The organism is Phytohabitans sp. LZ39 (assembly GCF_059359075.1).
Genome location: NZ_JCADBM010000033.1, coordinates 1 through 18,218, shown reverse-complemented (window position 1 = coordinate 18,218; position 18,218 = coordinate 1). Strand labels below are relative to the sequence as shown.

The window sequence follows — 18,218 nt, the reverse complement described above, 5'->3', positions numbered from 1 at the left end:
CCAAATCGGAATTCGGGTCAGGCGCCGTCGCGGTCGACGCGGCTCCTATCCGTCTCCAAAAGTGACCGAGCCACCACCTCGCGCACCTCGGCGGCCGTCGCGGCCGTGCGGCCCGCCTCGAACGCCTCGGCGAAGCGCTCCTCGCCGAGGCGTTCCCACGCGGTCTGCTCCACCCGGCCCGCGTCCATAGTGGACCGATCGGGGCCACCCCGCACCTTGAACGCGGCGCCGAGCAGCCGGGCGGCGCGCTCCGGCGCTCCGATGTGGAGGGCGAGGTCGGCGTACCCGGTCAGCACCTGCCCGACCACGGGCATGTCGCGCGAGGTGATGGCCAGCTCCAGCGCCGCGTCGAGGCGCGTGCGGGCGGCGTCGAGGTCGCCCTCCGCGGCGTCGAGCTGCCCGATCGCGGCGGTGATGAGCGCGACCCACTGCGGTGCGGAGGTGTATCCGGACGCCACGGTGTGTGCCTGGACCAGCTCCGTGCGGGCCCGCGCGAACTCGCCCATCGAGCGGAGGATCTCACCGTGGTGGTACGCGACGGCCGCCCGGCCCTCGTCGGTGCCGACCCGCTCGGCGGTACGCCGCGCCTCGTCGAGCGTCGCGAACGCCTTCTCCCGCTCGCCGAGCATCCACAGCTCGTACGCGTACCGCGCCTGCATCTCCGGCACGTCTTCGGCGGCGCCGAGGGGGATCAGCTCCGACAGCGCCTGCTCGAAGTAGCCCGCCGCCCGGCCGTGGTCGCCGTCCGCGGACGTCATGTGTGCCAGGCCGGCGAGGGTGGTCGCGGCGCCCCAGCGGTCGCCGAGCGCGCGAAACTCCGCCAGCGCGACGGTGAAATGCTCCTCCGAGTCGCGGTCGTAGCGGCCGATGTTGACCTCCGAGTGGCCGTACAGCATGCGTGCCACACCGCGCACCCAGGGGTCGGGGTTGGTGAAGAGCTCCGCCAGGCCGGCCATCGCCCGCTCGCTCTCCATCGTCCGGGAGTGGCCGAAGAGCTCGGCGATCGGGCCGATCAGGCCGAGGATCGGGTGCAGGTGCTCGTAGCCGCGGGCCAGCTCGGCGCTCCGGCGGAGCAGCTCCTGTCCCCGTTCCATCTGGAAGAGGCCGGCGACGACGTTGAGCGCGGCGACCGACATGGCCGCGGCGACGACCGGCGGCGGCGTGCCGCCCGGCAGGGCCAATGCCTCCAGGGCCAGCTCACCGCCCTCGGCCCGGCGGCCGCTCATCCACCAGTACCAGCCGAGCGCGGCCGCGAAGCCCACCGCCAGCCGCGCGTCGCGGGCGGCGATCGCCCACCGCATGGCGGAGTGCAGGTTGTCGTGGTCGGCGTCGAGGCGGGCCAGCCACTCCAGCTGGTCGGCGGTGCGCAGCCGGCGGTCGGCGCGGCGGGCCAGGCGGAGGAAGTATCGGGCGTGCGCGGCCCGCGCGGTGGCCGTGGCGCCGGACTCGTCGAGCCGCTCAAGCCCGTACGCCTTGATGGTCTCCAGCATCCGGTAGCGGCCGTCCGGGTCGGCCACGACGAGCGACTTGTCGACCAGCGCGGCGAGCTGGTCGAGCGCGTCGCCGCCGCAGATCTCCTCGATGGCCTCCAGCGTCGCGCCGCCGGAGAACACGGCCAGCCGCCGCCACAGCGCCCGCTCGGACTCGTCGAGCAGCTCCCAGCTCCAGTCGATGACCGCGCGGAGCGTCTGGTGGCGGGGGAGCGCGGTGCGGCTGCCCGCGTTGAGCAGCCGGAACCGGTCGGTGAGGCGGCTGGCGACCTGCTCGGGTGTGAGCGCGCGCAGGCGGGCGGCGGCCAGCTCGATGGCGAGCGGCATGCCGTCGAGGGCGTGGCAGATGCGCACCACCGCGTCGTTGACCGCGAAGCCGGGGCGCACCGCGGCGGCCCGGTCGGCGAACAGGCGCACGGCCGGGTAGGCGAGCGCGTCGCCGGCGTCGACACCGTCGGGCGGCAGGGCGAGCGGCTCGACGGGAAAGAGCGCTTCGCCGGTGATGCCCAGCGGCTCGCGGCTGGTGGCGAGCACACGCAGGTGCGGGCAGCGGACCAGCAGGCTCTCGGCCAGCGCGGCGGCCGCGCCGACCAGGTGTTCGCAGTTGTCGAGGATGAGCAGCGCCCGCCGGCCGCCCAGCGCGCCGTGCAGCCGGGTGAGCGGGTCGACGGTCTCCTGCGGCACCCGCCCGCGGCCGGCGGGGGTGACCAGCGGGTACTCGCGGAGGCCGAGCGTGGCCAGCACGATCGACGCCAGCTCGGCGGCGTCGGTCACGGGCGCGAACTCCACCAGCCACACGCCGTCGGGCGCCTGGTCGAACATGGCCCGGCCGGACTCCATGGCGAGCCGGGTCTTGCCCGCGCCACCCGGTCCGATCAGCGTGGTGAGGCGCGACTCCGCGACGACCTTGGTGACCTTGGTCACGTCGTCGTCGCGGCCGACGAAGCTGGTCAGGGTGGCCGCCAGGTTGGTGACCGGCAGCGCCTCCGGCGCCGGCGAAGTGGTGTCTTCTTTGAGCAGGGAGAGGTGCAACGCCGCGAGCTCGGGCGAAGGGTCGGTGCCGAGCGAGTCGGCCAGCGCGGCCCGCAGCCGGTCGTACGCCGACAGCGCCTCCGCCGGCCGCCCGGCACCCCGCAGCACCCGGATCAGCTGCCCGGCCAGGCGCTCGCGCAGCGGATGGGCGAGCGCGAGGGACTCCAGCTCGGGCACGAAAGCCGCGCCGTCGCCGAGCGCGAGCGCGGCATCCACCCGGTCTTCGATCGCGGCGAGCCGCATCTCGTCGAGGCGGGCCGCGGGTGCCCGCGCGAAGTCCGCCTCGGCCACGTCGGCCAGGGCCGGCCCGCGCCACAGGACCAGCGCGCCGGCTAGCAGCTGTGCCGCACCCCCGGGATCGGTGGCAAGTCGGGCGCGCGCGGCGGCGACATCGCGCTCGAAGCGACAGGCGTCGACCGCCTCCGGTGGCACCGCGAGCCGGTATCCGGCCGGGGTCGACTCGACCGCGCCCTCGGGCAGGGCCCGACGCAGCCGCGAGACCAGGGCCTGGAGCGCGTTGGCCGCGCCCGCCGGCGGCTCGTCGCCCCACAGCGCGTCGATCAGCGCGCTGGTCGTGACCACCCGGCCGGGGTCGAGCGCGAGCCGGATCAGCAGGGTGCGCAGGCGGGCGCCACCGACCTCGACCGGCGCGCCGGAGCCGGCGCGCACCTCGAGCGGACCAAGCAGCGCGATCTGCACGACAACGATTCTCCCCCCGTGGCCAGGCGCTCCTACGAGGTGCTCTCCTCGCCGGTGTCGCGTCGGCGCAGCTCGTCCTCCCGGCGGCGCAGATCTTCCTCCCACTTTTCGAACAGCTCGCGGTCCTGCTGCGACGTGCCGGCGTCGAGCGAGTTGAGAAACTCCGGGTCGTCGTCGGGCGCCGCCGGCCGCCGCCTGGGCTCGTGACCGCCCACGTGCCATCCGCCGCCCGGTGCTCTCTCCCGTGCCGGCCGGCCGGCCAGGAACCAGGCGATCGAACCGATCAGCGGGAAGAACAGGATGATCAGCACCCAGACCAGGCGCGGCAGCGCCCGGATCTCGTCTTCCTCGGCCGACAGGCAGCTGATGAGCGCGATGACGGCGAGGACGATCTGCACCAGGAAGAGGAGCACGTACAGGCGGGCCATCCCGCAATGATGGCCCCTGATGGCCACCCTGGCTAACTGTCCAGCACCAGCAGCGTGCCGAGGGCCGCGTACCCGGCGGTGAACAGCGCGAAGAGGGGGAGGGCGGGGCCAGGGCCGGCGCGTCGCGACCGGTAGCGCCGGAACGCCACGGCGAAGAGCGCGGTCCAGCCGGCGAGGGCCAGCGCGACGATCAGCGGGTCACCGTGCGTGGCGGCCATCCGGGCGGCGAGGATCGCCACGCCGGCGGCGAGAAGGAGCGTACGCAACCACGCGAGCCCGGTGCGCTCGCGCGAGAGCCCGGGATCGCTCACTCGAAGGCCTGCACTAGGACGGCCACCACGAGCAGGGCGGCCCCGATGCCGACGAGGATCGCGAGCAGCGCGGGGAAGCGGGAGGCGGGCAGGTCGCGACCCAGGCGCATGGCCCGCTCGGTGCGCGCCCACCGGTCCACCGCGCGTACGGCCACGGCGCCGCCGAGCAGCAGCAGCGCGACAGCGATCACCTCGCGCAGATGGGCGATCGGCAGCGGCGGCAGGAACTGCGCGGTGGCCAGCCCGCCCGCGACAAGCGCCAGACCCGTGCGGATCCAGGCCAGGAACGTGCGCTCGTTGGCCAGCGAGAAGCGGTAGTCGGGCGTCGTGCCGACCCGGCGCACCTCCTCCGGGTCGAACCACTGCTTGATCGCGCCCAGCACGCCTCTGATTATCCCGGCGGCCACGGCCGTAACCTGTGGACGTGACCGAGCTGACCACCGAGGAAAAGTCCACGCTCAAGATGGCCGCGTTCGGCGCGGTCTACCTGGTCTCCGACGCCGACCCGGGGTTCTTCGCGATGCTCAAGGAGAGCTTCGCCGCCTCCGACGCGCTGGCCGGTGCGACCGGGCTGGTCAAGGAGGTGCTGACCACCGGGCCGCTGCCCAAGCTCCCGCGCGCGTCGACGGCCGAGGTGGAGGCGTTCGTCCTGCCCGCGCTGGAGCGGTCGGTGGCGATCCTGCGGGCCAAGGCGCCGTCCGAGGTGGACAACTACCAGGCCGCGGTGGTCGCCGCGGTCGAGCAGGCCGCCCACGCCGCGCACGGAGTCAACGCCCGCGAAGCAGACGCGTTGGCCAAGGTCAAGGCGGCGGTGGGGGTCGTGTCGGATCCCACTATTACTGGCGAGTAAGTTAGACGGTGGGTAACTTCAGTTAACGTGCGTTAACCCAAGCAGGAGGTCCTGGAAGCGCGATGAACATCGTCGTACTCGTCAAGCAGGTGCCCGACTCCAGCGCGGAGCGCTCCCTGCGTGCTGACGACAACACGGTCGACCGGGGGTCGGCGAGCAACGTCATAAACGAGATGGACGAGTACGCCATCGAGGAGGCGTTGCGGATCCAGGACGCGCACGGCGGCGAGGTAACGATCCTCACCATGGGCCCGGAGGGCGCGTCCGAGTCGATCCGCAAGGCGCTGTCGATGGGCCCGGACCGGGCGGTGCACGTGCTCGACGACGCGCTGCACGGCTCGTGCGCGCTGGCCACCTCGAAGGTGCTGGCCGCCGCGCTCGGCACGCTCAACGCCGACCTGGTGCTCTGCGGCGCCGAGTCGACCGACGGCCGGGTGCAGGTGATGCCGCACATGCTGGCCGAGCGGATGGGCATCGCGGCGCTCACCGGCGCCCGCAAGCTCACCGTCGACGGCACGTCGCTCACGATCGAGCGGCAGACCGAGGAGGGGTACGAGGTGGTGGCCGCCTCGACGCCCGCGATCGTCTCGGTGTGGGACACGATCAACGAGCCGCGCTACCCCTCGTTCAAGGGGATCATGGCGGCGAAGAAGAAGCCGGTGCAGACGCTCTCACTGGCCGACCTGGGCATCGCGACGAGCGAGGTGGGCACCGACGGCGCCACCTCGGCCGTGGTGGAGCACAGCAAGCGGCCGCCGCGTTCCGGTGGGCAGAAGATCAACGACGAGGGCGAGGGCGGCGTCAAGCTGGTCGAGTTCCTCGCCTCCGAGAAGTTCGTCTGAGGAGAGCTCAATGGCTGAGGTTCTGGTCGTCGTCGAGCACTCCGGCGGCGAGGTCAAGAAGGTCACCCTCGAGATGCTCACGCTGGCACGTGAGCTGGGCACGCCCGTGGCGGTCGTCCTCGGCGGCCCCGGTGCGGCCGCGCCGCTGGTCGACAAGCTGAGCGAGTACGGCGCCGCGAAGGTCTACGCCGGCGAGAGCTCCGACCTGGACGGTTACCTTGTCGCGCCGAAGGCCGCCGCAGTCGCCGACCTGGTGCGGTCGGTGTCGCCGGCGGCGGTGCTGCTCGGCTCCACCCAGGAGGGCAAGGAGATCGCCGGCCGGCTCGCGGTGAAGCTCGACAACGGGCTGCTCACCGACATCACCGGGCTGTCGCCGGACGGGGTGGCCTCGCAGACGGTGTTCGCCGGCTCCACGATCGTAAAGTCGCGCGTGACGCGCGGGCTGCCGCTGGTCACCGTGCGCCCCAACTCGCTGACCCCGGCGCCGGCCCCGGCCACCGCCGAGGTGGCGCCGCTGGAGGTCGCGCTCGACGACTCGGCCAAGCTCGCCCGCGTGGTCGAGCGGAAGGTCGAGCCCAAGGGCGCGCGGCCCGAGCTGACCGAGGCGTCGGTGGTCGTCTCCGGCGGCCGCGGTGTGGGCAGCGAAGACAACTTCAAGCTCGTCGAGGAGCTCGCCGACCTGCTCGGCGGGGCGGTGGGCGCGTCCCGGGCCGCGGTCGACTCGGGCTTCTACCCGCACCAGTTCCAGGTGGGGCAGACGGGCAAGACGGTGTCCCCGCAGCTGTACGTGGCGCTGGGCATCTCCGGTGCCATCCAGCACCGCGCGGGCATGCAGACCTCGAAGACGATCGTGGCGGTCAACAAGGACGCCGAGGCGCCGATCTTCGAGCTGGCCGACTTCGGCGTGGTGGGCGACCTGTTCAAGGTGGTGCCGCAGGCGGCCGAGGAGATCCGCAAGCGTAAATAGGACGTGCGTACGTCACACGCCGGGCCGGGGCTAGTCCCCGGCCCGGCGCATTAGGCTGATATGCGATGGCCTACATGGATCACGCCGCGACCACGCCGATGCTCAGCGAGGCGATCGAGGCATATGTCGCCGCCGCCCGCGACGTAGGAAACGCTTCGTCGCTGCACGCGCCGGGGCGGCGGGCCCGCCGCACGGTCGAGGAGTCGCGCGAGCGGATCGCCGCCGCGCTCGGCGCCCGCCCGTCGGAGGTGATCTTCACGGGCAGCGGCACGGAGAGCGACAACCTCGCGGTCAAGGGCATCCACTGGGCCCGCCGCGACGCCGCCGCCGGTCGTAACAGGGTGGTCGCCAGCGCCGTCGAGCACCACGCCGTGCTCGACTCGGTGCGCTGGCTGGAGGAGCACGAAGGCGCCGACGTCACCTGGCTCCCGGTCGACGCACAGGGGCGTGTGCCGGTCGAGGCGCTCCACTCCGTGCTGGAGGAGGCCGGCGACCAGGTGACGGTCGTCACCGCCATGTGGGCCAACAACGAGGTGGGCACCCTCCAGCCGGTGGCCGCGCTCGCCGCGCTGGCCGCCGAGGCCGGCGTGCCGTTTCACACCGACGCGGTGCAGGCCGCCGGCCAGGTGCCGGTCGACTTCGCCGCGAGCGGGGCGGCGGCGCTCACCATCAGCGGCCACAAGCTGGGCGGCCCCACCGGCGTCGGCGCGCTGCTGCTCGGCCGCGACGTCGCGTGCACGCCGCTGCTGCACGGCGGCGGCCAGGAGCGCGACGTGCGTTCCGGCACGCTCGACGTGCCCGCCATCGCCGCCTTCGCCGTCGCGGTCGAGGCCGCGGTCAAGACCCAGCAGGAGACCGCGGGCAAGCTCAGCGTCCTCCGCGACGACCTGGTTTCCCGGGTACGGCACGCGGTGCCCGACGTCGTCTACAACGGCGACCCGACCGAGCGCCTCCCCGGCAACGCGCACTTGTCGTTCCCGGGCTGCGAGGGCGATGCGCTGCTGCTCCTGCTCGACGCGCAGGACATCGCCTGCTCGACCGGTTCGGCCTGCTCCGCGGGGGTGGCCCAGCCGTCGCACGTGCTGCTCGCGATGGGCGCCGACGACGACCGGGCACGGTCCTCGCTGCGGTTCACACTCGGCCACACCTCGACCCGCGCCGACGTGGACGCGCTGGTCGCCGCCCTCCCCGGCGCCGTGGAGCGGGCCCGGCGGGCCGCCGCGCGCTGAGGCCCGTTCGCCAAACCTGGCGTCACGAGATCATGCCTGCGCCTACGCTCAGGGTGACGTCTATCACAGGAGGGCGGACTGATGGCCAAGTTCATGGACGTCCACCGGGGCATGGTCGGCATCACGCCGGACCAGCTCCACGAGGCGCACGAGGCCGACCTGCGGATCCAGGACCAGGAAGGGGTCCGCTTCGAACACGCCTGGGCCGACCCGGAGTCCGGCGTCGTCTACTGCCTGTCGGAGGCGCCGGACAAGGCCTCCGTGCAGCGGATCCACGAGCGTGCCGGGCACCCGGCCGACGAGATCCACCCGGTGCCGCTGGAGGTCTGATCACCGCGTAGCGGCGGGTGCGGCCACGGCCTGCTCGGGCGCGGCCTTCACGGGTGCCGCCGGCGGCTTGCCGACGATCAGGTAGACGCCGGCCAGCACCGCGGCCATGCCGCCCACCAGGCCGGGAGTGACCGGCTCGTCCAGGAACGCGGCGCCCCACAGCACACCGAAGACCGGGGCGAGCAGCGTCACCGTCACGGCGGCGACCGGGCCGACCCGCGCGAGCAGGCGAAACCACAGCACGAACGCCAGCCCGGTGCAGACCAGCCCGAGCGCCGCCACCGCCGCCAGCGCCTCGGCCGTGGGCGGGTGCGCGGTGCCGGCGACCGTGACCGGGCCGGCGAGTAGCACCGCGGCGCCGATCTGCTGGCCGGCGGCGAGCACGTACGGCGGGGTGCCGCCCAGCCGGCGCGAGGTCCAGACGCTGCCCACCGCGTACGAGAGGGAGGCGACCAGGCAGGCGCCGGTGGCGGCCAGCGTGCCGGCGTCGAGCGGGAGCGTGCCGAGCCCGACCGCGGCGGCGACCCCGGCCAGGCCGACCGCGCCGCCGATCAGGCGCCGGGCGCTGGCCGCCTGCCCCAGCCAGATGCGGGCCACCACGATGCCCCAGATCGGTGTGGTGGCGTTGAGCACGGCGGCCAGCGAGGCGGGCAGGCGCAGCTCGGCCGCGGCGAAGAGCGTGAACGGGAGCGCCGCCAGCAGGAAACCGACCACCAGCAGGTCGCGGTAGCGCCCGCGCAGCTCGGCGGCCAGGCGCTGGCGGGTCACCGCGATCAGCACCAGCGGCACCAGCGCGCCGAGCGCCACCCGGCCGGCGGAGACCGGCAGCGGGCCGAGGACCGGGGAGGCGACCCGGATGAACAGAAACGAGGCGCCGAACACGGCGGCGACCGACAGCAGGATCGCCAGGTCCTTGCGAGACATGCCTTCAGGGGTACGCTGTGGTGCATCCACAAGTCAAACTCATGTGACTCATAGCCAGCATGAGGAGTCTGCATGCACCTCGCCCAGCTGCGCGCCCTTGTCGCGGTGGCCGACCGGGGCGGCTTCACCCGGGCGGCGGTCGACCTGGGGCTGACCCAGTCGGCCGTCTCGCACGCCGTCGCCGCGCTGGAGCGCGAGCTCGGCCAGCGCCTCGTCGACCGCGACCGGGTGGGCGCGGTGCTCACCGCCGTGGGCAAGGCGGTGGTCGACGACGCGCGCGAGGCGGTGCGGGCGGCCGACCGGGTCGCCGAGCGGGCCGCCGCCAGCGCCGGCGAGCTGGTCGGCGAGCTGCGGCTGGGCGGCATGCCGAGCACCAACCTCGCCGTGCTCCCCGCTCTCCAGCGCCGCTTCGCCAAGCGCCATCCCGCGGCGCGCGTGTCGCTGCTGGAGGGCACCGACGACGAGATGGTCGACTGGCTGGAGCGCGGGCTCGTCGACCTGAGCTGCGTGGTCGTCGGCCTCGGCACGGTCGAGGGGCCGGTGCTGGCGGAGGACGAGTTCGTCGTGCTGCTGCACCCCGAGCATCCGCTGGCCGGCGAGGCGAGCGTGCACGTCGAGGAGCTTGTCGACGACGCCTTCGTCACCAGCAAGAGCGGATGCCAGCCGGTGGTCGAGTCGATCTTCGCGAGCCATGGGCTGCCATTTCGCTCCGCGCACCGGGTCACCCAGCTCAGCACGATCGTGACGATGGTCCGCGCCGGCATGGGCGTGTCGATGCTGCCCTCGCTCATGCTCGAGGGCGACCCGCCGGGCGTCGTGGCGATCCCGCTCCGCCCCCGCGCGCCCCGCGTCGTGCGCATCGGTCACCGCCCCGGCGGCCGCCCCTCCGCCCTCGCCAAGGCCTTCCTCGACTTCGTGGAAGAAGAGGGTCCGGTTACGGTTGTCGGGTGAGAGTCCTGGCCGCGATGTCCGGTGGGGTCGACTCGGCGGTGGCCGCCGCGCGGGCGGCCGAGGCCGGGCACGACGTCACCGGTGTACACCTGGCGCTGGCGCGCAACCCGCAGACCTACCGCTCCGGCGCCCGCGGGTGCTGCACGCTGGAAGACGCCCGCGACGCCCGCCGGGCCGCCGACGTGATCGGCATCCCCTTCTACGTGTGGGACATGGCCGACCGCTTCCACGAAGACGTGGTGGACGACTTCGTGGCCGAGTACGCGGCGGGCCGTACCCCCAATCCCTGCCTGCGCTGCAACGAAAAGATCAAGTTTGCCGCGGTGCTCGACCGGGCGGTGGCCCTCGGTTTCGACGCGGTGGTGACCGGCCACCACGCGCGTCTCGGGGCGGACGGCCTGCTGCGGCGGAGCGTCGACCTGGCCAAGGACCAGTCGTACGTGCTGGCCGTGCTCCGCCGTGACCAGCTCGACCGGTCGATGTTCCCGCTCGGCGACTCGACCAAGGCGCAGGTGCGCGCGGAGGCGGCCGAGCGCGGGCTGGCGGTGGCCGACAAGCCGGATTCGCACGACATCTGCTTCATCGCCGACGGCGACACCCGCCGCTTCCTCGCCGACCGGCTCGGTGAGACGCCCGGCGACATCGTCGACGCGCGCACCGGCGCGGTGCTCGGCGCGCACAGCGGGGCGTACGCGTACACGGTGGGGCAGCGCCGCGGCCTCGCCCTCCAGGAGCCGGCGGCCGACGGGCGGCCGCGCTACGTCCTCTCGATCACGCCGGTCACCAACACCGTGACCGTCGGCCCGGCCGACATGCTCGACGTCTCGGAGGTGGCCGCCGACCGTCCGGTGTGGACGGGCGGTCCGGCGCCGGACGGGCCGATCGAGTGCGAGGTGCAGCTGCGCGCGCACGGCGAGGTCGTGCCGGCGACGGTGGAGCTGGCCGGCGGCCGCATGCTCGCCTCGCTGCGGCGCCCGGCGCGGGGAGTGGCGGCCGGGCAGGCGCTCGTCGCGTACCGTCCCGACCCGGCCGGCGACGTGGTCCTTGGTTCGGCGACGATTGGCAGCCGTGACTGACATTCCTGGCCCGCTCGCTCACCGCGATCGTGGGCAAGCACCGTCCGCGCACGCTCGCGCCGGCGGTTACCCCTGGCCGCGCGGATCCGCGACGGGCATCGGCTCGCTGCCCGGCACCGACATCACCGAGGCGCAGAAGACCGTGCTCGGCGAGCTGCCCGACCTCCCACACCTGCCCGAGCTGCCGGCCCGCGGTCCGGGCGCGGACATCATCGGGCGGAGCGCCGCGTTCCTCGTGGAGCTGCCCGTCGAGCTGTACGCGGCCCGCTGGCGAGTGGCCGCCCGCCCGGGTCGCGACCGCCGACGCGCCCTCGACCTGCTCGAACGCGACCTCGACCAGATGGCCGAGCAGGCGGCGGAGTTCGACGGGACGTTCAAGGTGCAGGCGGCCGGGCCGCTCACCCTCGCCGCCAACATCGACCTCGCGCTCGGCGGCCGCATCCTGCGCGACCACGGTGCGGTACGCGACGTGAGCGAGTCGCTGGCCGACGGCTTGCGCGCGCACGTGGCCGACGTCCGCCGCCGGCTGCCGGCCGCCACCGTGCTGCTCCAGCTCGACGAGCCGTCGCTGCCGGACGCACTGGCCGGCCGGATCGCGACGGACAGCGGGCTGCACACGTACCGCTCGATCGAGCCGTCGACCGCCGGCTCACTGCTCCGCACGGTGGTCGAGGCGGCCGGTGCGCCGGTCGTCCTGCACTGCTGCGCCCCGGCCGTGCCCCTCGACGTGGTGCGGGCGAGCGGAGCGGCGGCCGTCGCGCTGGACGTGTCCCTTGTGGACAAGCTCGACCCGCTCGGCGAGGCGATCGACGCCGGGCTGGGCCTCTTCGCCGGGTCCGCCCAGACCACGTCGGCCGCTGTCGCCGACCAGGTGCGCGGCGTGTGGCGGCAGCTCGGCTTTCCCGAGCAGCGCCTGCCCGACCAGGTCGTGGTCACCCCGGCCTGCGGCCTCGCCGGCTCGTCACCGGCGGAGGCCCGCCGCGCGCTGACCGCCGTCCGCGAGGCCGCCCAACGCCTCCAAGAGGTCTGACCAGAGCGGATCGTGGTATGTGGCTGTATCCAGGGCCACAGCCAGGTACCACGATCTAGGCGGGCACCTTGGGCAGGGCGGCGACTGACGTCGCCACCTCGGTCTCGGAGAGCTCGTGGTCGACGAGGTCGCCGGCCAGGTACGCGCCGTAGGCGGCCAGGTCGAGGTGGCCGTGGCCGCAGAGCGCGGTCAGGATCACCTTCTCCTCGCCGGTCTCCTTGCAGCGCAGCGCCTCCTCGACGCAGGCCGCCAGCGCGTGCGTGGGCTCGGGGGCCGGCACGATGCCCTCGGTGCGGGCGAATCTTACGCCCGCCTCGAAGCATTCCCGCTGGGTCTTCGACACCGCCTCGATCAGGCCCAGCTCGTACACGTGCGAGATGAGCGGCGACATACCGTGGTAGCGCAGGCCGCCGGCGTGGATCGGGTCGGGGATGAAGTCGTGGCCGAGCGTGTGCATCTTCATCAGCGGGGTCATGCCGGCGGTGTCGCCGAAGTCGTACGCGTATACGCCCTTGGTCAGCGACGGGCAGCTCGCCGGCTCGACGGCGCGGATCGTGACGTCCATGCGGCCGGCCAGCTTCTCGCGCAGGAAGGGAAACGCGAGGCCGCCGAAGTTGGAGCCGCCGCCGGTGCAGCCGACGATCACGTCGGGTGTGAGGCCTACCTTGGCGAACTGGGCGATCGCCTCCTCACCGATCACGGTCTGGTGCAGCAGAACGTGGTTGAGCACGCTGCCCAGCGCGTAGTTGGTGTCCGGGTGCTGGGCGGCGACCTCGACCGCCTCGGAGATCGCGATGCCGAGCGAGCCGGGCGAGTCGGGGTGCGCGGCCAGCACCGCGCGGCCGGCCGCGGTCAGGTCCGAAGGGGACGGGTGGATCACGCCGCCGAACAGCTCAATCATGATCTTCCGGTACGGCTTCTGGTCGTACGAGGCGCGTACCTGCCACACCTCACAGTCCAGCCCGTACTGCGAGCAGGCGAACGCGAGCGCGGTGCCCCACTGGCCGGCGCCGGTCTCGGTGGTGAGGCGGCGGATGCCGGCGGCCGCGTTGTAGTACGCCTGCGGCACCGCCGTGTTGGGCTTGTGCGAGCCGGCGGGCGAGACGCCCTCGTACTTGTAGAAGATCTTGGCGGGGGTGCCGAGCGCCTTCTCCAGCCGGTGCGCGCGGTAGAGGGGTGACGGGCGCCAGAGCTTGTAGACGTCGAGCACGTCGGCGGGGATGTCCACGTACCGCTCGGTGGCCACCTCCTGGAGGATCAGGTCCATCGGGAAGAGCGGCGCGAGGTCGTCCGGACCGACCGGCTGGAGCGTGCCGGGGTGCAGGACCGGCGGCGGGGGGCTCGGCAGGTCGGCGAGCACGTTGTACCAGCGACGAGGCAGCTCCGACTCGTCGAGCAAGATCTTGGTCGGCTCACTCATGGTGAGTCACGTTAGTCGTACCCAGCGGTTACGGTGCAGAGGTGTCTGAGGAAGTCATCCCGCAGCAGGTCACCCCGGAGCAGGTCGCGGCGGCGGGCAAAGAGCCGCCGGCCGATGTCCGCGAGCGCCACGCCGCGCTCGCCGCCGAGCTCTCCGACCATCAGTACCGGTATTACGTGCTCGACGCGCCGACCATCTCGGACGCCGACTTCGACCGGATGCTGCGCGAGCTGGAGGCGATCGAGGAGGAGTTTCCCGCGCTCCGCACCCCCGACTCGCCGACCCAGCGCGTGGGTGGCACGTTCTCGACGCAGTTCACGCCGGTCGAGCACGCCGAGCGGATGATGTCGCTGGACAACTCGTTCGACGACGACGAGCTCTCCGCCTGGGCCGAGCGGGTCGAGCGGGACGCCGGCGGGCCGGTGCCCTACCTGTGCGAGCTCAAGGTCGACGGGCTTGCGATCAATTTGACGTACGAGAAGGGCCGCCTCGTGCGCGCCGCCACCCGCGGCGACGGGCGCACCGGCGAAGACGTCACGCCCAACGTGCGCACCATTCGCGACGTGCCCGAGCGGCTGGCCGGCGACGGCGTGCCCGAGCTCGTCGAGGTGCGCGGCGAGGTCTACTTCCCGGTCTCCGCCTTCGGCGACCTCAACGCGAGCCTTGTGGAGCAGGGCAAGGCGCCGTTCGCCAACCCGCGCAACGCGGCCGCCGGCAGCCTCCGCCAGAAGGATCCCCGGATCACCGCGTCCCGCGGCCTCCGCATGGTCGTGCACGGCATCGGCGCGCGGCGCGGGTTCCAGCCGACCGCGCAGAGCACCGCCTACGAGGTGATGAAGGGCTGGGGCCTGCCGGTCAGCGAGCGCTGGCAGGTCAAGCCGGACATGGATGGGGTACGCGAATACATCGCGTACTACCGCGAGCACCGCCACGACGTCGAGCACGAGATCGACGGGGTGGTCGTCAAGGTCGACCCGGTGGGCATCCAGGGTCGGCTCGGCTCGACGAGCCGGGCGCCGCGCTGGGCGATCGCGTTCAAGTACCCGCCCGAGGAGGTCAACACCAAGCTCCTCGACATCCGGGTCAACGTGGGTCGCACCGGCCGCGTCACGCCGTACGCGGTGCTGGAGCCGGTGCGGGTGGCCGGCTCGACGGTTGCGCTGGCCACCCTCCACAATGCCCGCGAGGTCGAGCGCAAGGGCGTGCTGATCGGCGACACAGTCGTGCTCCGCAAGGCCGGCGACGTGATCCCCGAGGTGCTGGGGCCGGTCATGGAGCTGCGGCCCGACGACGCTCGTGCGTTCGAGATGCCGGAGCGGTGCCCCGAGTGCGATTCGCCGCTGGCGCCGGCCAAAGAGGGCGACATCGACATCCGCTGCCCCAACAACCGTTCCTGTCCGGCGCAGCTGCGCGAGCGGGTGTTCCACCTGGCCGGGCGCGGCGCGTTCGACATCGAGGTGCTGGGCTACAAGGCGGCGGTGGCGCTGCTGGAGTCCGGCATCATCCACGACGAGGGCGACCTCTTCGGGCTGACCGCCGACGACCTCCAGCGCTCCGACTTCTTCGTCAACAAGGACGGCTCGCTCGGCAGCAATGCGGTCAAGCTGCTGGAAAACCTCGAAGAGGCGAAGGAGCGGCCGCTCTGGCGGGTGCTCGTCGCCCTCTCGATCCGGCACGTGGGCCCGACCGCCGCGCAGGCGTTGGCCCGTCACTTCCGCTCGATGGACGCGGTGGAGAAGGCGGCGCAGGAGGAGCTGTCCGGGGTCGAGGGCGTGGGGCCGACGATCGCCGAGAGCCTGCGCGAGTGGTTCACGGTCGACTGGCACCGTGAGGTGGTCGACAAGTGGCGGCGGGCCGGTGTGCGCATGGTGGAGGAGCAGGTCGACGAGGGCCCGCGCCCGCTCGAAGGGCTCACGGTCGTGGTGACCGGCACGCTTTCGACGTACTCGCGCGACCGGGCCACCGAAGAGATCGCCACGCGCGGCGGCAAAGTGAGCGGTTCCGTATCGAAGAAGACCGATTTCGTCGTTGTCGGCGACAATCCAGGCTCAAAGTACGACAAGGCGGTATCGCTGAAGGTGCCGGTGCTCGACGAGGCCGGTTTCGATGTGTTGCTCGAGCGGGGGCCGGAGGCGGCACGAGAAATAGCGCAACAACCTGCCGAATAGGACGCGCCTGGATCTCAAATCAGTCACGCTGATGGGGAAAGGTCCCTGCCAGGTACGCTCCCACACCTATCGTGGTGGACGGCCATGGACAGGCGCGTCGGCGGGAGGAGTGCATGGAGGCCGCAGCGTCGCGGAACTCCGTTCCCCCTGAACGGGCTCGCCCATTTTTCTCATTCGTATTGGCGGTCATCACGGTGGCCGCCCTTCTGTGTGCGGCGCCGCTCGCCCGCCTGCCGGAGCAGTTGCCCGACCTTCCGGCCGCGTTCTGGGTGATGGCGGGACTCGCCGTGCTCGTCGACTCGCGGCCCTTCACTCCACCGGGGCGGCGGCAGAGCTCGGCGGTCTTCCCGTCCATCTGCTTCACGTTCGCCATCATGCTGGGCTGGGGCCTCGCGCCGGCGGTGGCGGTGCAGGCCGCGGCGGTCGTGGTGTCCTCGTGGCGCATGCGCCACGTGTGGTGGCGGGCCGCTTTCAACATCGCGCAGTACGCGCTCGCCCTCACCGCCGCGTACGGGGTGAGCCGCTTTGCCGACCTCACCCGCATCGGGTGGGGCGACGTGCTCGTGGTGGGGGCGGCAGCGGCGGCCTGGTTCGCGGTCAAGTACAGCACGGTCACCGTCGCGGTGCGCCTGCTCTTCGGCGGCCGATGGTGGGCGATGTTCCGCCAGGGGCTGGCCTTCGAGCTGCTCTCGATCGGCGCGTTGCTGCTGCTCAGCCCGGTGCTGCTGGCCGCCGCGGAGGCGAGCGCGGCGCTGATCCCGCTGGTCGTGGTGCCGCTCTACGCCGTCTACCGGATGGCCCGCCTCTCCGCCGAGCAGGAGCACCTCTCCCGCGTCGACCCGCTCACCGGCCTGGCCAACCGCAAGGGCCTGCTCGGCGAGGTGGCCGACCAGCTGCCCGCACATGCCGAGCGGGGCGCCAAGGGCGCGGCCGAGCGCCACCTGGCGCTGCTGGTGCTCGACCTCGACAGGTTCAAGCACGTCAACGACGCGCTCGGCCACGCGGTCGGCGACCGGCTGCTGGTCGAGGTGGGCAGCCGCCTCATCGGCGCCGTACGCCCCGGTGACGTCGTCGCCCGCCTCGGCGGTGACGAGTTCGCGATCCTGGCACCCTGCCTGAACAGCGTCGACGAGGCGCGCGACCTGGCCACCCGGGTGGTGGGCGCGCTCGCCAAGCCGGTCGCGCTCGACGGCCTGCCACTCGACGTCTCCGGCTCGATGGGCATCGCGGTCTACCCCGCCCACGGCGAAGACTTCGCCACGCTGCTGCGGCACGCCGACGTGGCGATGTACGACGCGAAGCACCGGGGCGACACCATCACCGTGTACGCGCCCGAGTCCGACCACAACTCCCCGGAACGCCTCAGCCTGCTGGCCGACCTGCGCCGCGCGCTGGAGCACCCCGGCGACCGCCAGATCAACATGTACTACCAGCCGCAGATCGCGATCGACACCGGCGAGGTGGTCGGCGTCGAAGCCCTGCTGCGGTGGCGCCACCCGCGGCACGGCATGGTCGACCCGGAGGAGCTGATCCGGGTCGCCGAGCAGAGCGCGGTGATGCGCCTGCTCACCCGCCGGGTCGTCGACGACGTGGTCGAGCAGGTCGCCAAGTGGACCGCCGCCGGCCTCAACCTGCGCGCCGCGCTCAACGTCAGCGTCCGCGACCTCCACGACGGCGAGATCGCCGACCAGATCGCCGAGCGCCTCACCCGCTACGCCCTCCCCGCCGACCGCCTCCAGCTGGAGATCACCGAGGGCGCCCTGATGGCCGACCCCAGGCGCGTCCTCGCCACCATCGCCCGCCTGGACAAGATCGGCGTAGCGATCGCCCTCGACGACTTCGGCACCGGCTACTCGTCCATGCAACACCTGCGCCGCCTGCCGCTGGCCGAGGTCAAGGTCGACCGCTCGTTCGTCCTGGGCATGGCCACCGACGCCGACGACGCCGCGATCGTCCGCTCGGTGATCGAGCTGGCCGGCGCGCTCGGCCTCCGCGTGGTCGCCGAAGGCGTCGAAGACGAACGCACATGGCGCCTCCTTCACTCGGCGGGCTGCCACGTCGCGCAGGGCTGGTTTTACGCCCGCCCGATGCCCGCGGACGAGCTCGTCGCGTGGCTCTCCCGCTACCGCGCCATCAGCCCCAACGGCCCGGCCGCCTGAATTTTCGAGCTACCCCGGGTCGGCGGCCAGGGGTCGGTGAGGTTTCCGCGGTTCCCTTTGCTCTGCTCCCCTATAGCAGGCGGCCACAATGCACGGTCAATCCGAGACAGGAATTTTCCCAGGTCCGCGTCAGCTGCGGACCGTATGCTCCCGCGGGCACCGCTCCCGGCCGGCGGCTCGCGGGGCGAGCCGAAACCCCCGGCCGTCCACTGCCAGCTCCGCGGGACAAGCCCCCACCACCGCCAGCATCCTGACACAGCGTCACCAGCTGCGGTGTCGGGCTTTGGATCTAGAACGCTTAGGGTTGAAATA

The 18,218-nt window shown here is 72.7% G+C and carries 16 protein-coding genes; 10 read left to right on the top strand and 6 right to left on the bottom strand.

Going from position 1 to position 18,218, the window contains the following annotated elements; all coding sequences use genetic code 11:
* Window positions 1-17: 17 nt before the first annotated feature.
* Genes AC5L36_RS41110 through AC5L36_RS41095 form a run of 4 tightly spaced genes read right to left on the bottom strand, consistent with a single transcriptional unit; the run spans window position 18 to window position 4,343 of the window.
* A complete protein-coding gene (locus AC5L36_RS41110; protein ID WP_441224236.1) occupies window positions 18-3,221 on the bottom strand; it encodes an AfsR/SARP family transcriptional regulator in 3,204 nt (1,067 codons plus the stop codon).
* 32 nt (window positions 3,222-3,253) lie between these two features.
* Entirely contained in the window at window positions 3,254-3,649 is a 396-nt protein-coding gene (locus AC5L36_RS41105) for a PLD nuclease N-terminal domain-containing protein (RefSeq protein ID WP_441224235.1), read from the bottom strand.
* Window positions 3,650-3,681: 32 nt separating this feature from the next.
* Window positions 3,682-3,960: a DUF202 domain-containing protein gene (locus tag AC5L36_RS41100; RefSeq protein WP_441224234.1), complete on the bottom strand. Its 279-nt coding sequence runs from the start codon at window positions 3,958-3,960 to the stop codon at window positions 3,682-3,684.
* Window positions 3,957-4,343, bottom strand: a complete 387-nt coding sequence (locus AC5L36_RS41095) for a YidH family protein (protein WP_441224233.1) — start codon at window positions 4,341-4,343, stop codon at window positions 3,957-3,959. Before AC5L36_RS41095 ends, AC5L36_RS41100 begins: the two co-directional genes overlap by 4 nt.
* Window positions 4,344-4,423: 80 nt before the next feature.
* Here AC5L36_RS41095 and AC5L36_RS41090 point away from each other — a divergent pair, with 80 nt between their 5' ends.
* From AC5L36_RS41090 to AC5L36_RS41070, 5 genes are all read left to right on the top strand, one after another.
* Window positions 4,424-4,810: a hypothetical protein gene (locus AC5L36_RS41090; RefSeq protein WP_441224287.1), complete on the top strand. Its 387-nt coding sequence runs from the start codon at window positions 4,424-4,426 to the stop codon at window positions 4,808-4,810.
* 62 nt (window positions 4,811-4,872) lie between these two features.
* Entirely contained in the window at window positions 4,873-5,652 is a 780-nt protein-coding gene (locus AC5L36_RS41085) for an electron transfer flavoprotein subunit beta/FixA family protein (protein WP_441224232.1), read from the top strand.
* Window positions 5,653-5,662: 10 nt separating this feature from the next.
* A complete protein-coding gene (locus tag AC5L36_RS41080; RefSeq protein ID WP_441224231.1) occupies window positions 5,663-6,619 on the top strand; it encodes an electron transfer flavoprotein subunit alpha/FixB family protein in 957 nt (318 codons plus the stop codon).
* Between the two features lie 65 nt (window positions 6,620-6,684).
* The gene (locus tag AC5L36_RS41075) at window positions 6,685-7,848 is read left to right on the top strand and encodes a cysteine desulfurase family protein (protein ID WP_441224230.1); all 1,164 of its coding nucleotides are present in this window, start codon (window positions 6,685-6,687) and stop codon (window positions 7,846-7,848) included.
* Between the two features lie 81 nt (window positions 7,849-7,929).
* Window positions 7,930-8,178, top strand: a complete 249-nt coding sequence (locus AC5L36_RS41070) for an SCO4226 family nickel-binding protein (protein WP_441224229.1) — start codon at window positions 7,930-7,932, stop codon at window positions 8,176-8,178.
* Here the strand turns inward: AC5L36_RS41070 and AC5L36_RS41065 are convergent, their stop codons facing one another.
* Complete coding sequence (locus AC5L36_RS41065) at window positions 8,179-9,102, bottom strand: DMT family transporter (RefSeq protein WP_441224228.1); 924 nt, start codon at window positions 9,100-9,102, stop codon at window positions 8,179-8,181. It lies immediately after the preceding gene.
* A gap of 72 nt (window positions 9,103-9,174) precedes the next feature.
* Here AC5L36_RS41065 and AC5L36_RS41060 point away from each other — a divergent pair, with 72 nt between their 5' ends.
* From AC5L36_RS41060 to AC5L36_RS41050, 3 genes are all read left to right on the top strand, one after another.
* Window positions 9,175-10,053, top strand: a complete 879-nt coding sequence (locus tag AC5L36_RS41060; RefSeq protein WP_441224227.1) for a LysR family transcriptional regulator — start codon at window positions 9,175-9,177, stop codon at window positions 10,051-10,053.
* Window positions 10,050-11,129 carry a tRNA 2-thiouridine(34) synthase MnmA gene (mnmA, locus tag AC5L36_RS41055; RefSeq protein ID WP_441224226.1) on the top strand — a complete coding sequence of 360 codons (1,080 nt, stop codon included), beginning with the start codon at window positions 10,050-10,052 and terminating at the stop codon, window positions 11,127-11,129. The genes AC5L36_RS41060 and mnmA overlap by 4 nt, the downstream gene beginning before the upstream one ends.
* Before the next feature lie 97 nt (window positions 11,130-11,226).
* Complete coding sequence (locus tag AC5L36_RS41050) at window positions 11,227-12,159, top strand: uroporphyrinogen decarboxylase/cobalamine-independent methonine synthase family protein (RefSeq protein ID WP_441224286.1); 933 nt, start codon at window positions 11,227-11,229, stop codon at window positions 12,157-12,159.
* 55 nt (window positions 12,160-12,214) lie between these two features.
* On the opposite strand, the gene AC5L36_RS41045 is transcribed toward AC5L36_RS41050, so the two are convergent.
* Window positions 12,215-13,579 (bottom strand): TrpB-like pyridoxal phosphate-dependent enzyme, encoded by a 1,365-nt coding sequence (locus AC5L36_RS41045; protein WP_441224225.1) that lies wholly within the window; start codon window positions 13,577-13,579, stop codon window positions 12,215-12,217.
* A gap of 41 nt (window positions 13,580-13,620) precedes the next feature.
* On the opposite strand from AC5L36_RS41045, the gene ligA reads away from it, so the two are divergent.
* Together ligA and AC5L36_RS41035 are read left to right on the top strand one after the other, a co-directional pair.
* Window positions 13,621-15,747 carry an NAD-dependent DNA ligase LigA gene (gene ligA / locus AC5L36_RS41040; protein WP_441224224.1) on the top strand — a complete coding sequence of 709 codons (2,127 nt, stop codon included), beginning with the start codon at window positions 13,621-13,623 and terminating at the stop codon, window positions 15,745-15,747.
* Between the two features lie 113 nt (window positions 15,748-15,860).
* Window positions 15,861-17,906, top strand: a complete 2,046-nt coding sequence (locus AC5L36_RS41035) for a putative bifunctional diguanylate cyclase/phosphodiesterase (protein WP_441224223.1) — start codon at window positions 15,861-15,863, stop codon at window positions 17,904-17,906.
* Window positions 17,907-18,218: the final 312 nt, after the last annotated feature.

What these genes read in the sequence shown, in the direction of transcription:
- AC5L36_RS41105 (WP_441224235.1), bottom strand. Translation starts at nt 3,649, where the DNA reads ATGGCCCGCCTGTACGTGCTCCTCTTCCTGGTGCAGATCGTCCTCGCC.
- AC5L36_RS41090 (WP_441224287.1), top strand. Translation starts at nt 4,424, where the DNA reads ATGGCCGCGTTCGGCGCGGTCTACCTGGTCTCCGACGCCGACCCGGGG.
- AC5L36_RS41085 (WP_441224232.1), top strand. Translation starts at nt 4,873, where the DNA reads ATGAACATCGTCGTACTCGTCAAGCAGGTGCCCGACTCCAGCGCGGAG.
- AC5L36_RS41080 (WP_441224231.1), top strand. Translation starts at nt 5,663, where the DNA reads ATGGCTGAGGTTCTGGTCGTCGTCGAGCACTCCGGCGGCGAGGTCAAG.
- AC5L36_RS41075 (WP_441224230.1), top strand. Translation starts at nt 6,685, where the DNA reads ATGGCCTACATGGATCACGCCGCGACCACGCCGATGCTCAGCGAGGCG.
- AC5L36_RS41070 (WP_441224229.1), top strand. Translation starts at nt 7,930, where the DNA reads ATGGCCAAGTTCATGGACGTCCACCGGGGCATGGTCGGCATCACGCCG.
- AC5L36_RS41065 (WP_441224228.1), bottom strand. Translation starts at nt 9,102, where the DNA reads ATGTCTCGCAAGGACCTGGCGATCCTGCTGTCGGTCGCCGCCGTGTTC.
- AC5L36_RS41060 (WP_441224227.1), top strand. Translation starts at nt 9,175, where the DNA reads ATGCACCTCGCCCAGCTGCGCGCCCTTGTCGCGGTGGCCGACCGGGGC.
- AC5L36_RS41045 (WP_441224225.1), bottom strand. Translation starts at nt 13,579, where the DNA reads ATGAGTGAGCCGACCAAGATCTTGCTCGACGAGTCGGAGCTGCCTCGT.
- AC5L36_RS41035 (WP_441224223.1), top strand. Translation starts at nt 15,861, where the DNA reads ATGGAGGCCGCAGCGTCGCGGAACTCCGTTCCCCCTGAACGGGCTCGC.